The sequence below is a fragment of the Achromobacter sp. 10T422 genome (genome assembly GCF_056394065.1).
The window spans coordinates 410,758-425,532 of the sequence record NZ_JBFTHD010000005.1 but is presented as its reverse complement, the minus strand read 5'-3'; the positions used below and the strand labels follow the sequence as shown (position 1 = coordinate 425,532).

11 protein-coding genes are annotated in these 14,775 nt (G+C 65.7%); 4 read left to right on the top strand and 7 right to left on the bottom strand.

Annotation, left to right across the window (positions count from 1 at the left end):
- Positions 1-22 precede the first annotated feature (22 nt).
- Positions 23-1,051, bottom strand: a complete 1,029-nt coding sequence (locus AC1DB0_RS15535) for a magnesium and cobalt transport protein CorA (RefSeq protein ID WP_054426510.1) — start codon at positions 1,049-1,051, stop codon at positions 23-25.
- A 65-nt stretch (positions 1,052-1,116) separates the two neighbouring features.
- Entirely contained in the window at positions 1,117-3,222 is a 2,106-nt protein-coding gene (locus AC1DB0_RS15530) for an ATP-dependent helicase (RefSeq protein ID WP_476757246.1), read from the bottom strand.
- Between the two features lie 151 nt (positions 3,223-3,373).
- On the opposite strand from AC1DB0_RS15530, the gene AC1DB0_RS15525 reads away from it, so the two are divergent.
- Complete coding sequence (locus tag AC1DB0_RS15525) at positions 3,374-4,270, top strand: DUF72 domain-containing protein (protein ID WP_441371511.1); 897 nt, start codon at positions 3,374-3,376, stop codon at positions 4,268-4,270.
- Positions 4,271-4,339: 69 nt separating this feature from the next.
- On the opposite strand, the gene pdxR is transcribed toward AC1DB0_RS15525, so the two are convergent.
- Positions 4,340-5,833, bottom strand: coding sequence for a MocR-like pyridoxine biosynthesis transcription factor PdxR (gene pdxR, locus AC1DB0_RS15520; RefSeq protein ID WP_441371510.1), 1,494 nt, complete (start codon positions 5,831-5,833; stop codon positions 4,340-4,342).
- 96 nt (positions 5,834-5,929) lie between these two features.
- Between pdxR and AC1DB0_RS15515 the strand changes: the two genes are divergently transcribed.
- The 3 genes from AC1DB0_RS15515 to AC1DB0_RS15505 all read left to right on the top strand — a co-directional run bounded on the left by AC1DB0_RS15515 (position 5,930) and on the right by AC1DB0_RS15505 (position 9,857).
- The gene (locus AC1DB0_RS15515) at positions 5,930-7,192 is read left to right on the top strand and encodes a 4-aminobutyrate--2-oxoglutarate transaminase (RefSeq protein WP_054426514.1); all 1,263 of its coding nucleotides are present in this window, start codon (positions 5,930-5,932) and stop codon (positions 7,190-7,192) included.
- 124 nt (positions 7,193-7,316) lie between these two features.
- Positions 7,317-8,786 (top strand): NAD-dependent succinate-semialdehyde dehydrogenase, encoded by a 1,470-nt coding sequence (locus tag AC1DB0_RS15510; RefSeq protein ID WP_054426515.1) that lies wholly within the window; start codon positions 7,317-7,319, stop codon positions 8,784-8,786.
- A 207-nt stretch (positions 8,787-8,993) separates the two neighbouring features.
- The gene (locus AC1DB0_RS15505; protein WP_054426516.1) at positions 8,994-9,857 is read left to right on the top strand and encodes an inositol monophosphatase family protein; all 864 of its coding nucleotides are present in this window, start codon (positions 8,994-8,996) and stop codon (positions 9,855-9,857) included.
- A gap of 105 nt (positions 9,858-9,962) precedes the next feature.
- On the opposite strand, the gene AC1DB0_RS15500 is transcribed toward AC1DB0_RS15505, so the two are convergent.
- The 4 genes from AC1DB0_RS15500 to pgi all read right to left on the bottom strand — a co-directional run bounded on the left by AC1DB0_RS15500 (position 9,963) and on the right by pgi (position 14,764).
- Entirely contained in the window at positions 9,963-10,781 is an 819-nt protein-coding gene (locus AC1DB0_RS15500) for an NAD-dependent protein deacetylase (protein ID WP_054426517.1), read from the bottom strand.
- A gap of 61 nt (positions 10,782-10,842) precedes the next feature.
- A complete protein-coding gene (gene epsC, locus AC1DB0_RS15495; RefSeq protein ID WP_054426518.1) occupies positions 10,843-11,790 on the bottom strand; it encodes a serine O-acetyltransferase EpsC in 948 nt (315 codons plus the stop codon).
- A gap of 194 nt (positions 11,791-11,984) precedes the next feature.
- On the bottom strand, positions 11,985-13,085 hold the full coding sequence (gene galE / locus AC1DB0_RS15490; RefSeq protein ID WP_476757245.1) for a UDP-glucose 4-epimerase GalE: 1,101 nt from the start codon (positions 13,083-13,085) through the stop codon (positions 11,985-11,987).
- 11 nt (positions 13,086-13,096) lie between these two features.
- A complete protein-coding gene (pgi, locus tag AC1DB0_RS15485) occupies positions 13,097-14,764 on the bottom strand; it encodes a glucose-6-phosphate isomerase (protein WP_054426520.1) in 1,668 nt (555 codons plus the stop codon).
- Positions 14,765-14,775 lie beyond the last annotated feature (11 nt).

Here is a 14,775-nt window from a genome sequence, read left to right as displayed (position 1 = left end):
TCACCCTTTCCCGAGCCCGCGCCTACAGCCAGCCCGACTTGCGGAAGCGCCAATACAGCACCGAACAGATCGATGCGATGACGCCCAGCGTAATCGGATAGCCCCAGGGCGATTCCAGTTCGGGCATGAATTTGAAGTTCATGCCGTAGATGCCGGCAATAGCCGTTGGCACCGCCAGAATGGCGGCCCAGGACGCGAGCTTGCGGGTGGTGTCGTTCTGCGCCGCCTGCCCGATCATCAGGCTGGCTTCAAACGCGAAGGCCAGCGATTCCCGCAAGGCATTGAACAGTTCGTCCACGCGCAGCACCCGGTCGGCCACTTCGCCGAAGTACGGGCGTGCATGTTCGTCCACCGCCGACATCTCGACGCGCGCCAGCCGGCGGCAGATCTCGGCCATCGGCGACACCACGGTATGTATGCGCAGCAGGTCGCGGCGCTGCCGGTACAGCCTGCGGATATCGGTGTCTTTGGCGCCGCGGATCAGGAGCTTTTGTTCGGCGCCTTCGACCACGCTTTCGATCTTGCCGGCCGCGGCCACATAGCGGTCAACCAGCCAGTCCAGCACTTCAGATGCCACGTAATCGCTGCCGCGCTTGAGCAAATCGGGCGAGGCTTCCAGCCGTTCACGCAAGGGGCTGTGCGCCGCCGTCGCACCCCGGCGCACGGTGACGAGAAAGCCGTCGCCAATCAGCAGCTGGGTCTCGCCAAAGATGGGCCGTTCGGCTTCGACCTCGACCGTGATGGTCACGATCAGGACCATGTTGCCGTAGTCGATGATCTTCGGCCGCCGGTGCGGCTCCAGCATTTCTTCCTGGTTCTTGCCGCAGGCGCCCAGTTCGCCGGTGATCCGGGCCAGCAATTCCGGCGTGGGGTTGCGCAGACCTATCCACAACATGCCGGGCGGTTGGCCCTGGGGCTGGCTGTTGTACCGGGTGATGTGCTGCCCCACCTCGTCGATGGGAACTTCGCGGTCGCGGCGCCCGTTCACGTAGGCAATCGACGCGACCACCTCGCCCTTGTGGGCGTCGGCAAAACTATCTTCGGCGGACATGGACTTCCTTTGGCAACGCGAACCCTACCGGACAACTTATAAACATCGGCCGATGATAGCCCAGGCTAGGAGAACAGGCTGCGCACCCGCTTGGTGACGTCGATGCTGGGCGCCTGGGGTTCCTTGGGCTGGCCGCCGCCGGGTAAATCAGACAGTGCGGGCGGCTTGGGCAGATGGTCAAACAGCGGCAGCATCGCATTCGTGATGTAGCGCGTGCGCGAGCCGTACACATGGCGGTCGCCCATGCCCGTTTGCTGATGCACATAAAAGCGTTGCGGCACGATGAGCTGCAAGCGTTCTTTCGCGCGCGTCATGGCCACGTACAGCAGGCGGCGTTCTTCCTCGATTTCCTCGGCGGTGCCCGTGCTCATGTCGGACGGAATGCAGCCGTCGACCACGTTCAGCACGTACACGGCCTTCCATTCCTGGCCCTTGGCCGAATGGATGGTGGACAGGATCATGTAGTCCTCGTCGCGGGACGGCGCGCCGGACTCATCGCTGGTGGCATCGGGCGGGTCCAGCGTCAGTTCGGTCAAGAAGCGTTCGCGCGACGGATAGCCCGCGGCCAGGCGCACCAGCTGGTCAAGATCGGTCTTGCGCACGCGGGCATCGTCATACAGGCGTTCGAGCTGGCCGGCATACCAGCGCAGGGCAAGATCGACATCTGCGGGCCAGCGCAGGCCGGGGTCGCACAAGGCCGCGTAGGTGTCGGCAAACGCGCCCCACTCTTCTTGGGCGGCTGCGCCCGGCTTGAATTCGCGCAGGGCTTGCAGCGGTTCGGCGGACGCAGACATGGCGTCCATCAGTTTGCCGGCGGTGGCGGGGCCAATGCCCGGCATCAGCTGCGCCACGCGAAAGCCCGCCATGCGGCCACGCGGGTTCTCGGCCCAGCGCAACAGCGACAGCAAGTCCTTCACGTGCGCGGCTTCCAGAAAGCGCAGACCGCCAAATTTCACGAAGGGGATGTTGCGGCGGGTCAGCTCAAGTTCCAGCGCGGCGCTGTGGCTGGCCGTGCGGAACAGCGCCGCCTGCGATTTCAGCGTGGCGCCGCCCTCGCGCTGCGCCAACACCTGATCGGCCACCCAACGCGCCTGACCGGCTTCATCGCTGACAGTCACCAGTTCAGGCAATTGCGACGACGCGCGATCCGTCCAGAGGTCTTTGGCGAAGCGCTCCGTCGCCAGCCCGATCACCGCATTCGATGCGTTCAGGATGGGCTGCGTGGAACGGTAGTTGCGGTCCAGCGTGATGACGCGCGCGGGCTTGGGGAATTGCGTCGGGAAGTCCAGGATGTTGCGCACCGTGGCCGCGCGGAAGGAATAGATGGATTGGGCGTCGTCGCCCACCACCGTCAGCCCGCGCCCATCGGGCTTCATCGCCAGCAGAATGGCCGATTGCAAGCGGTTGGTGTCCTGGTATTCGTCCACCAGCACGTGGTCGAACCGCGCCCCCACGTCGGCCGCGATGCCGGGGTCGGACATCATCTCGGCCCAGTAGAGCAGCAGGTCGTCGTAGTCCAGCACCTGCTGATCCTGCTTGGCGGCCACATAGCCGCGAAACAGATTCTTCAGTTCGTCTTCCCATTGGGCGCACCAAGGGAATGACGTTTTCAGCACGTCGGCCACCGGCGTCTGGCTGTTGACCACGCGCGAATAAATGGCCAGGCATGTGCCTTTCAAGGGAAAACGGGATTTGGTGGACGACAGGCCCTGCTCGTGCCGCACCATCCCCATCAGGTCTTCGGCGTCGCCGCGGTCATGGATGGTGAAGGCTTCCGACAGGCCGATGCGCAGCGCGCAGTCGTGCAGCAGGCGCGCGCCGATGGCGTGGAACGTGCCGGCCCACGGCAGCGACGGCGCCTGTTGCGAGCCGCGCAGGTTCATCACTCGCTGCAATACCGAACCCACGCGGCGATCCATTTCCTGCGCGGCGCGGCGTGAAAAGGTCAGCAGCAACATGCGTTGGGGATCGGCGCCGTTCAGGATCAGGTGCGCGACACGATGCGCCAGCGTGTTGGTCTTGCCTGAACCCGCCCCGGCAATCACCAGCAAGGGGCCGTCATCGCCGGCAGCGCCCGCCACGCCGAATTCGGCAGCTTCGCGCTGCGCGGGATTCAAGTCGGCCAGAGGGTCGGGACGGGCGGGAGTAGAAGCGGGATTCTGATCGGGCATGACGCGTTGTGACGGCGCTGGGCACGGCTGGGCGGCAAAACCTGACCGGCGGGCTGGGCTGAATTGGCGGCCAATGACTGGCTATTTATCCAGCTATCATAGCAGCGTAGCCGGCCCCGCCGCCGGCACGATACGAACCCGATTCCCCCCCATGCGCCTTCTGACCGGCACCGCCTCCTGGACCGATCCCACCCTGCTTGCCTGCGGCCGCTTCTACCCGCCCGAGGCCCGCAGCGCCGAATCGCGGCTGCGCTTTTACGCCTCGCGCTACCGGCTGGCCGAGGTCGATTCCAGCTACTACGCCCTGCCCTCGGCCGACAACGCCTATCTTTGGGACCAACGCACGCCGGACGATTTTGTCTTCAACATCAAGGCCTTCCGGCTATTCACCGGCCACCAGACGCCGCTTGCCGCCCTGCCCCGCGACATCCAGCGCGAACTGGACGATTGGCCGGAGCCCATCATCTATCACGGCCAGATGCCGGAAGACTTGCGCGATGCGCTGTGGCGCCGCTATCAGCTGGCGCTGGAACCGCTGCGCATGCCGGGCAAACTGGGCGCGGTGCATTTCCAGTTTCCGCCCTGGGTCCGGCGCGATGCGCGGGGCCGCGCGCATGTGGCCGATTGCGCGCGGCGCATGGAAGAGCATCTGATTTCCGTGGAGTTCCGGCATCGCAGCTGGTTTGACAGCCCAGCCGCCATCGCGGACACGCTAGCGTTTGAACGCGACCTGGGCGTGGTGCACACGGTGGTCGACGCGCCGCAAGGCTTTGAGAACACGGTGCCCGCCATATGGGAATGCACACATCCCGATCTGACCTTGCTGCGCCTGCACGGCCGCAACACCGACGCGTGGAATGTGTCGGGCACGGCCTCGTCGGGGCGCTTTCAATACGAGTACACCGAACAGGAACTGGCAGAGCTGGCGGAACGCTTTTCGCGGCTGGCCACGCAAAGCGCGCAGGCGCACGCCGTGTTCAATACCAACTTTGAAGACCAAGGCATGCGCAACGCCGCCGCCTTCGCGTCGGCGCTGTTGCCGTTTTAGTTCCGTTCTGACGCCGTGCGGATGCTTGTGATGCCGCCTTGGTACCGTTTTAACCCTGACGGGCACCGCTCAAGCCGCGGCCGGCTTGCGCGCCACTTCCGCCAGGCTTTCCAGCAACACCTCGAACTTGCGGGCAATGTCGTGCTCGGGCACACAGGCGTACCCCAACAGCAGCCCCGGCCGCCGCCCTGCTTCATTCACGTAATAACGCGACAGCGCACGCGTCAGCACGCCCTTGCTGCGCGCCACGTCCACCACGCGCAGGTCATCCATGTCCGGCGGCAGCGTCAGCACCAGATGCAAGCCCGCCATGCTGGCGTCGCGATGCAGCCAATCCGGCCCCAGGCGGCGTTCGATCAGGTTGACGAGCATTGCGCGCCGCCGGCCATACAGCATGCGCATGCGGCGGATGTGGGCGGCGTAATGGCCTTCTGAAATAAAGGTCGCCAGCGCCGCGTGCGTCATCAAGTGGCCTTCGCGGTACAGCTCGGCGTGCGCCGCCTGGAACGCCGCCGTCAGCGGCTTGGGCAGCACCAGATAGCCCACGCGCAGCCCCGGGTACAGCGTCTTGCTGAACGTACCCATATAGATGACGGGCGCGTCCGGCTCCAGCCCCAGCAGCGATGCAATGGGCCGGCCCGAGAAGCGGAACTCGCTGTCGTAATCGTCTTCGATGATCCAGCTGCCACACTGCCGCGCCACGGCCAGCAACTGGCGGCGCCGGGTCAACGACATCACAGGGCCAAGCGGATATTGATGCGACGGCGTGACGAAGATGAAGCGCGGCGGCGTGCCCACTGTTTCAGGCAGGCGCATGCCTTCTTCGTCGACAGGCAGGTGCACGGTGTGCAGGCCATTGGCTTGCAGGATGGTGCGGGCGCCCCAGTAGCCTGGGTCTTCGACCCACGCCGTTTCGCCGGCTTCGCCCAGGATGCGGGTGGTAAGGTCGATGGCTTGGTGCGAGCCTTCGGTGATGATGATTTGTTCCGGGTCGCAATCGATGGAACGCGTCAGCGCCAGATGCTGGGCCAGGGCCTCGCGCAGCGCAGGCAGGCCGCCGCCGTAGGCGTAAGTCAGCAAGTCGGGCGATGGGTTGCGCCACAGCGCGCTGAAAATGCGGCCAAACTTCTTGTGCGGGAATTCGGTCAGGTCGGGCACGCCCGGCATGAACGCCCCCCATTGATAAGGCGAGGCCGACACGCCATCGACGATGGCCGCGCCACGCGGCGACAGCGCCGGCCCCGGCTGGGCTTGCGGCGGCTGGCGCAGGCGGCGGCCGCTGGCCAGATACGAGTCCGGCACCGACGCGTTGACGAAGGTGCCGTTGCCCTGGCGGCTGCGCGTATAGCCTTCGGCCAGCAGCTGGCTGTAAACGTGAACGACGGTGTTGCGGGCGATGCCGAGCTCGGCGGCCAGGTCACGTGAGGCGGGCAGCCGCGAGTCCGCCGCGATGGCGCCATCGAGGATCGCTTCACGGATTCCGCGATACAGGCGCTTGTTCATCGGCTCAGTAGAGCCATCTGCCAAGCGCAGCAGAAGCAAGTCACCAACAATGGACCGCAATTGGTTCTACCTGTTTTATCAAAGTGGTTCCCACAAATGGGGCCATCGTAGCATTAAATAAGGTTTTTCCCGCCCATCACGTTCCCCGAGGCAGAGATGAAGAATCAGGACCTGAATACCCGCCGTTCCCTGGCCACGCCGCGCGGCGTTGGCGTCATGTGCGACTTCTACGCCGTGCGCGCTGAAAACGCCACGCTGTGGGACGCCAACGGCAAGGAATACATCGATTTCGCAGGCGGCATCGCCGTGCTGAACACCGGCCACTTGCACCCCAAGGTCAAGGCCGCCGTGTCCGCCCAGCTGGACAACTTCACGCACACCGCCTACCAGATCGTGCCGTATGAAGGCTACATCTCGCTGGCAGAGCGCATCAACCGCCTGGCCCCCATCGACGGCCTGAAAAAGACCGCCTTCTTCACGACCGGCGTCGAAGCCGTAGAAAACGCCATCAAGATTGCGCGTTCGTCGACGGGCCGCTCGGGCGTCATCGCCTTCTCGGGTTCGTTCCACGGCCGCACCATGCTGGGCATGGCGCTGACCGGCAAGGTCGCCCCGTACAAGCTGTCGTTCGGCCCGATGCCCGGCGACATCTATCACGTGCCGTTCCCCAACGCCACGCAAGCCATCAGCGTGGCTGACTCGCTCAAGGCGCTGGACTTGCTGTTCAAGTGCGACATCGATCCGAAGCGCGTGGCCGCCATCATCATCGAACCGGTGCAAGGCGAAGGCGGCTTCAACATCACCCCGCCTGAACTGATGACCGCGCTGCGCAAGCTCTGCGACGAGCACGGCATCCTGCTGATCGCTGACGAAGTGCAAACGGGCTTTGGCCGCACCGGCAAGCTCTACGCGATGGAACACCACTCGGTGCAAGCCGACCTGATCACCATGGCCAAGAGCCTGGGCGGCGGCTTCCCGATTTCGGGCGTCGTCGGCCGCGCCGATGTCATGGACGGCCCGGCCGCTGGCGGCCTGGGTGGCACGTACGCCGGCAACCCGCTGGCAGTTGCCGCCGCGCACGCCGTGCTGGACGTCATCGCTGAAGAAAAGCTGTGCGACCGCGCCAACGTGCTGGGCGAGAAGCTGCGCGCCCATCTGGAAGGCCTGCGCGCCAAGGTCCCGGGTATCGCCGATGTGCGCGGCCTGGGTTCGATGGTGGCGCTGGAACTGAACGACGCCAATGGCAAGCCGGACGCCGAAGCCGTCAAGCGTGTGCAAGCGCGCGCGCTGGAACAAGGCCTGATCCTGCTGAGCTGCGGCGTGTACGGCAACGTGCTGCGCTTCCTGTACCCGCTGACGATTCCCGACGCGCAATTCGACCGCGCGCTGGTTATCCTGTCGGAAGCGCTGGCCGCTTGACGTTCAGGGCCTGAACCCCGATAGCCGGTGGGCAGGCATGGCAATTGCGGGCGTGCAGCGGTTTACCGCCACGCCCGCAGCCGTTTCCTGACCCCGCTGCATTTCATTCAAGGAGACTCCGATAATGACCGCTTTGACTCACCCCCTGTCGCGCCCTGAACTGCTGCGCGACGCCTGCTACATCGACGGCAAGTGGGTTGGCGCCGGCAATGGCGCGTCGATTCCGGTGGACAACCCCTCCACCGGCAAGACCATCGTGTCCGTGCCGAAGCTGGGCCGCAAGGAAACCGAACAGGCCATCGCCAGCGCCCAAGCCGCGCTGCCGGCCTGGAGCGCCAAGACCGGCAAGGAACGCGCCGCGATCCTGCTGAAGTGGGCGCAACTGATGATGCAGAACCAGCAAGATCTGGCCGCCATCATGACGTCCGAACAGGGCAAGCCCGTGACCGAAGCCGCCGGCGAAATCGCCTACGCCGCGTCGTTCCTGGAATGGTTTGCCGAAGAAGCCAAGCGCATCGACGGCGACGTGCTGCAAAGCCCCAAGGCTGGCCAGCGCCTGCTGGCGTTGAAGCAGCCCATCGGCGTAACCGCCGCCATCACGCCGTGGAACTTCCCGGCCGCCATGATCACCCGCAAGGTCGGCCCCGCGCTGGCTGCCGGTTGCACCATGGTCGTCAAGCCCGCTCAGCAAACCCCGCTGACCGCGCTGGCGCTGGCCGTGCTGGCCGAAGAAGCCGGCGTGCCGGCTGGCGTGTTCCACGTCATCACCGGCAGCTCGCGCGACATCGGCGCCGCCCTGTGCGAAAGCGACGTGGTGCGCAAGCTGAGCTTCACGGGTTCCACCGAAGTCGGCCGCACGCTGATGGAGCAATGCGCCCCGACCATCAAGAAGCTGTCGCTGGAACTTGGCGGCAACGCGCCCTTCATCGTGTTCGACGACGCCGATCTGGACCGCGCGGTCGACGGCATCCTGGCCTCCAAGTACCGCAACGCAGGCCAGACGTGCGTATGCGCGAACCGCATCTACGTGCAGGCCGGCGTGTACGAAGAAATCGCCAAGCGCCTGGTCGCCAAGGTCAACGCCATGAAGGTGGGCGACGGCTTTGGTGATGGCGTGACGCAAGGTCCGCTGATCGACGCCAACGCCGTTGAAAAGGTGCAGGAACACATCGCTGACGCGACGTCCCACGGCGCCAAGGTCATCGCTGGCGGCAAGCCGCATGCACTGGGCGGCACGTTCTTCGAACCCACCGTCGTGCGCGACGTGACGCAGTCGATGCGCTTTGCCACCGAAGAAACCTTCGGCCCGGTCGCACCGCTGTTCCGCTTCGAAACGGAAGAAGAAGTCATTGGCATGGCCAACGACACCATCTTCGGTCTGGCCGCTTATTTCTTCACGCGCGACTACGCCCGCATCTGGCGCGTGTCCGAAGCGCTGGAATACGGCATCGTCGGCATCAACACGGGTTTGATCTCGAACGAAGTCGGCCCGTTTGGCGGCGTGAAGCAATCCGGCCTGGGCCGTGAAGGCTCGAAGTACGGCATCGAGGAATACCTCGAAATCAAGTACCTCTGCGTGGATCTGGGCGCCTGACGCCCAACCGGTGCGCGGCGCCCTGCCGCGCACCGGGGATAAGCCGGCATGTCACCAGACACGCCGCGCTTATCCCCAGCAACTGTGGACAACCCGGCAGATAACTCCTGCATAGCCGGAAAATGTCCTTTCAATCCAGTGACTTATAAATCACGATCAATTGCCGCTCAGGCGTGATAGATTTGCGCGTTCCCTGGATGACACCGAATGAGCAGAACTTTTACCCTTGAGGACACCCGCAAGCTTGCCGCCGTGCTGGCTGAAACCGCCCTGACGGAAGTCATGCCGCGCTTTCGCAACCTGCCGGAAGGGTCGGTGCGGGGCAAGAGTTCGCCGCGCGATCTGGTCACCGACGCAGACGAAGCCGCCGAACGCATGATCGGCGCGCGGCTGGCCAAGCTGCACCCGGGTGCCGTGCTCATTGGTGAAGAAGCGTCCGCGCGCAACCCGGCCTTGCTGAACATGCTGGTCGACGCTGACCTGGCCTTTCTGATTGACCCCATCGACGGCACTCGCAACTACGTCGCGGGCCTGCCGCTGTTCGGCATGATGATCGCGGCCTGCCATCGCGGCGACGTCATCGCGGGCGTCATCTACGACCCGGTCAACCGCGACAGCGCGCTGGCCGTGCGCGGCGAAGGCGCCTGGATGGAATACGAGAACGGCCGGCGCGTGCCGCTGACCGTGGCCCCGCCTGCGCCCCTGGAGGACATGGATGGCCTGATCGCCACGGGCGCCCTGCCCGAGCCGCTGCGCACCACCGTCAACAGCCATCTGTCGCGTTTGGCCAGTACCGCGTCGCTGCGTTGCGCCGCGCATGAATACCGCATGCTGGCCGCCGGCCATTGCCACATTGCGCTGTACAACCAGCTGACGGCGTGGGACCACGCGGCGGGCTGGCTGCTGCACCGCGAGGCCGGCGGCTATGCCGCGCGCTTTGACGGATCGCCCTACAAGCCTACGCACCGCACAGGCGGGCTCCTGTACGCACCCGACGCCGGCAGCTGGCACGCCGCCCGCAAGGCCCTGCTGGGCGAGGCGGTAGAGATGGCAGACGCGGGTAATCCCTAGGAATTATCCACAGTTCCTGTGGACAACCCTTTGGAAAGGTCTGTAACAGCGGGAAAAATCCCTTACGGGGCAAGCACTTGCTTAAACCGGTCAAAAACCGGCCGGTTACAAGGCGTCCAGCGCCACCGCGCAAGGCTGTTCCACCTTCAGGGTCAACAGGCTGTCGGCGCGGGTGCGGCCCAGGTTGATGGCGGCAATCGGCACGCCGTTACGCGCCGCCGCCGTCACGAAGCGGTAGCCCGAATACACCATCAATGATGAGCCCACGACCAGCACCGCGTCGGCGCTCATCAAGCCCGCGTTGGCGCGGTCCACACGGTCGCGCGGAACAGTTTCGCCGAAGAACACCACATCCGGTTTGACGATGCCGCCACAGCGCGGACACGGCGGCACGGTGAATTGCGAGAAATCTTCGCCGTCCAGATCGGCGTCGCCGTCGGGCGCATCGGTGGCGTCCAGCGACGTCCAATACGGGTTGCCCTGCTGCAAGGCCTCTTGCCAGGGCTGGCGGCCACCGCGCCAATCGCAGTTCATGCAGCGCACTTCATCCAACCGGCCGTGCAGGTCCACGACCTCGCGGCTGCCTGCGGCTTCATGCAGGCCGTCTACGTTTTGCGTGACCAGCACGCTGATGTGGCCTTGCGACTCCAGCCGCGCCAGCGCCCGGTGCGAATCGTTGGGTTTGACGTGGCCAAAGCGGCGCCAGCCAACCATGCTGCGCGCCCAGTAGCGGGCGCGCGCCAGGTCGTCGCCCATGAACGTCTGCAACGTCATGGGCGGCTTGCGCTTCCATTCGCCTTCGGTGTCGCGGTAGTCGGGAATGCCGGAGTCAGTGCTGACGCCCGCCCCCGTCAGCACGAACAGCCGCGGGTGGCGGTCGATGAAGCCGCGCAAGGCGGCCAGGTCCGAGACTCGTGTGTCCATCCTGACTCCTGTGTGCCGGTCTGGGCGCCGCCCGCAGGGGCAGCGCCCGCGTGGACGGCGCTTAGCCGCCCAGCCCGCAGTCGGGCATGTCGCTGACCAGGCTGGCCTGCGTGACGTTGCTGCCCGGCGGCACGCTGCGCGTGAGCCAGACGTTACCGCCAATGGTCGAGCCCTTGCCGATCGTGACGCGGCCCAGGATGGTGGCGCCCGCGTAGATCACGACGTCGTCTTCGATAAGCGGGTGACGCGGCAGGCCCTTCTTGAGCTCGCCGTTTTCACCGGGCGGGAAGCGCTTGGCGCCAAGCGTCACCATCTGATAGAGCCGCACGCGGTCGCCGATGATGGCGGTTTCACCAATGACGACACCCGTGCCGTGATCAATGAAGAAGCTGCGGCCGATGGTGGCGCCCGGGTGGATGTCGATGCCGGTATCGGCGTGTGCGATCTCGGCCACGATACGGGCCAGCATCGGCACATTCAGCCGATACAGCACGTTGGCCAGGCGGTGATGAATCATCGCCGCCACGCCGGGATAGCAGAGCAGCACTTCGTCAACGCTGTGCGCGGCCGGGTCGCCTTGATAGGCGGCGGTGACGTCCAGGTCGAGGGCGGCGCGCACGCGCGGAAGCTCGGCGCCGAACTGGCGCACGATTTCGATGGCGCGTTGCTGGGTTTGGGCAGGGTCCGCGTGTTCGTGACGGCCCACGTATTGCAGTTCAAGACAGACCTGATGCAACAGCGCGTCCAAGGCCGCGCCGATGGTGTGCCCCACATAGAAGTCTTCGACCTCTTCGCGCAGGTCGATGGGGCCCAGGCGCATCGGGAACAAGGCGCCACAGAGGTCTTTGATGATCTGACGCAGGCTTTCCTGCGACGGGAATTCACGCAGGCCCGAGTCTTCACGCAGGCGGCCACGCGGGCCGCGCCACGCCACGCGCGCGTCGCGCAGCCCGGACACGATGCTGTCCAGGTTCCAGTGGGCGGGCGGGATGTAGGTGGGGCCGCTCATTGCGACTGCCCCTGGCGGGCGCGGTGTTGTCCGCGGCGTCCGGCATACGGATGGAATTCAAACATGGGAGAGCCTCACTGACGGGTGCATGGCGTGGGCGGATGCGCCGCCTGCGCCATGCTGCTACGCAATAATGCCGTCAACTGTAACCGCAGGCGCCCCGTTTCCGGAATCCCTCCGACACGCCATTGGGGTTATGCCGCGGCCCGACCCGCCGGATCGCGCACGGCCTGCCCCGCAGATTCGTCCGTATGGGCCTCGGCGTCATACCCCTGCGGATTCCCCTGCTGCCAGCGCCAGCCGTCCGCGCACATCGCCGCCACGTCATGCGTGCTGCGCCAGCCCAGCAGCGATGCCGCCAGCGCCGGGTCGGCCCAGGTCCGCGCCACGTCTCCCGCGCGCCGTCCCTGCCGGTTCAGCGGAATCCGGCAGCCGCTGGCCGCCTCGAACGCGCGCACCAGCTGCAAGACGCTGGTGCCCTGCCCCGTGCCCAGGTTCACCGCAGCAAAGCCCGTGTGCGTCATGGCGTGCGCCAACCCCAGCACATGCCCGCGCGCCAGATCCATCACGTGCAGATAGTCGCGCTCGCCCGTGCCATCGGCGGTGTCGTAGTCGTCGCCGAACACGCGCAGATACGGCTGCCGGCCCACCGCCACCTGGGTAATGAAGGGGAACAGATTATTGGGCAGGTCGCGCGGGCTTTCGCCGATGCGGCCGCTCGCGTGCGCGCCGATGGGATTGAAGTAGCGCAAAGTCAGCGCGCTGAAGGCCGGGTCCGCCACGCAGACGTCGCGCAGCATCTCTTCCACCATCAGCTTGGTGCGCCCGTAAGGATTGGTGGGCGCCAAAGGATGCGACTCATCGAACGGCAGATACTGCGGTTCGCCATAGACCGTGGCCGACGAACTGAACACCAGCCGCGTGACCCCCGTGTCACGCATGGCGCGCAAGAGCACCATCGACCCTGTGACGTTGTTGTCGTAATACTTGAGCGGGTCCGCCACCGATTCGCCCACCGCCTTGCAGCCGGCCAGATGCAGCACTGCGTCTACCGGCGTACCGCTGGCCGCCGCGCCGGCCAGCACGGATTCAATCAACCCGGGCGTGCGGATATCGCCTTCGACAAGCGGTATCGGCACGCCGCACAGTTGTTCGACCCGGCGCACGGCCTCGCGGCTGCCGTTGCTGAAGTTATCCAGCACCAGCGGCCGCTGGCCCGCCGCCACCATCGCCACCAGCGTGTGCGTGCCGATGTAGCCCGCCCCGCCCGTCACCAGCACATGCAGGTCCGGCATGCCCGTCTCCGTCAAAGGTGTGCGGCCATGCCGGGCACCCATGCATGGCGCGGGCGCGGCGCCTGTGCGTGGCCGCGATAACGGTCGATCCAGTACGAGGTGGACGCGTCATGGCCCCAATCCACCACGCCGGCCGACACCGGCACGGCCAGTTCACGTTCGATACCCGTGGCCAGCCTTTTGCCCAGTTCCACACCCCATTGGTCAAACGGGTTGATGCCCCAGACCACGCTTTGCACAAACACTTTGTGTTCGTACAACGCCAGCAGCGCACCCAGACCGCGCGGGTCCAGTTGACGCAGCACGATCAGCGTTGACGGCCGTCCGCCCGGATGCACCATGTGCTGCGCGAGGCTCAGCGCGCGCTCCTGGTCGTCGATATGCGCCACGTCTTGCAGCGCTTGCTCCAGGCACTTGCCGCGCAACAGCGCTTGCCGCTGCGCCAGGCAATTGGCCAGCAACAGGCGATGCGCGTCCGGGCTGTCGGTATGCCCTTGCAGGCTGGCGATGAAGTCCACCGGCGCGCCGTCTTCGCTTTGATGCAGCCATTGGAAGAAGGTGTGCTGGCCATCGGTGCCCGGCATGCCCCAGATGATGGGCGCCGTGGGCACCCCCACCGCCGTGCCATCGCCCGCTACGCGCTTGCCCAGCGATTCCATTTCCAACTGCTGAAGATAGGTCACCAGGTGCAGCAGACGCGCGCTATACGCGGCGATGTTCAACGAGTTGTGGCCCAACACGCTGCAATTGACCAGCCCGGCCAGCGCCAGCTGAATCGGCGCATTGGCCGCGAATGGTGCTTGTTGGAAGTGCTGGTCCATCGCTTCGGCGCCCGCGCGCATGCCAATCAGCACATCGGCGCCCACGGTCAACGCAATCGACAGGCCCGCCACCGACCACACGGAATAGCGTCCACCCACCCAGTCGCACATCTTGAACACCTGGCTGGCCGGCACGCCCAGCGCGCGCGCCGCCGGCGCATTGGCGGTCACCGCCGCCAGATGTTCAGACACGTCGGCTACACCGCCTTGCTTGAGCCAGGCAATGGCCGCGCGGGCGTTGTGCAGGGTTTCAGACGTGGTGAAAGATTTGGACGACACCACCACCAGGCAACGCCGCGGGTCCAGGCCGGCGATAGCGTCGTGAAACGCATGGCCGTCGATGTTGGACACGAAGCGGATCTGGCGGCGTTGCGACGGGCCGCCGAACGCCTGGATGGCCAGGCGCGGGCCCCAGTCGCTGCCGCCGATACCAATATGCAGCACGGTGGAAAAATCTGCCGTCTGATCCACGCGGCGCACGAAGTCCGTCATGCGCGAATATTCGCAAACGGAATCAGCGTCCTGGCCGTCAGGTTGCTCGCGCGTGCGGCCGGCTCGCAGCGCCGTATGCCACGCCGGCTTGCCTTCCGTCCAGTTGACCGGATCGCCGGCGAACAGCGCGTGGCGGGCATCCGCCAGCCCGCGCGCCTGCAACAGATTCAGCGCCGCGGCCTCCAGCGCCGGAGACTGGCGCTGCATGGTCAGGTCCACGCACAACCCGGCCGCTTCGATCACTTTCAGCGTGCTGGCATCCAATTCGGCAGTTTGCGCCGCCTGCGCAAACGCCTGCCACTCGGGGCTCTGCGCCAGGCCGGAATTCGCCCTTAACGCCTCAATCGCATAATTGGCCTTACCCATCGCGTGATGCT

Bases quoted from the DNA above. Each gene is read 5' to 3' on its own strand.
- AC1DB0_RS15535 (WP_054426510.1), bottom strand. From the start codon at position 1,051: ATGTCCGCCGAAGATAGTTTTGCCGACGCCCACAAGGGCGAGGTGGTC.
- AC1DB0_RS15530 (WP_476757246.1), bottom strand. From the start codon at position 3,222: ATGCCCGATCAGAATCCCGCTTCTACTCCCGCCCGTCCCGACCCTCTG.
- AC1DB0_RS15525 (WP_441371511.1), top strand. From the start codon at position 3,374: ATGCGCCTTCTGACCGGCACCGCCTCCTGGACCGATCCCACCCTGCTT.
- AC1DB0_RS15515 (WP_054426514.1), top strand. From the start codon at position 5,930: ATGAAGAATCAGGACCTGAATACCCGCCGTTCCCTGGCCACGCCGCGC.
- AC1DB0_RS15510 (WP_054426515.1), top strand. From the start codon at position 7,317: ATGACCGCTTTGACTCACCCCCTGTCGCGCCCTGAACTGCTGCGCGAC.
- AC1DB0_RS15505 (WP_054426516.1), top strand. From the start codon at position 8,994: ATGAGCAGAACTTTTACCCTTGAGGACACCCGCAAGCTTGCCGCCGTG.
- AC1DB0_RS15500 (WP_054426517.1), bottom strand. From the start codon at position 10,781: ATGGACACACGAGTCTCGGACCTGGCCGCCTTGCGCGGCTTCATCGAC.
- epsC (WP_054426518.1), bottom strand. From the start codon at position 11,790: ATGAGCGGCCCCACCTACATCCCGCCCGCCCACTGGAACCTGGACAGC.
- galE (WP_476757245.1), bottom strand. From the start codon at position 13,085: ATGCCGGACCTGCATGTGCTGGTGACGGGCGGGGCGGGCTACATCGGC.
- pgi (WP_054426520.1), bottom strand. From the start codon at position 14,764: ATGGGTAAGGCCAATTATGCGATTGAGGCGTTAAGGGCGAATTCCGGC.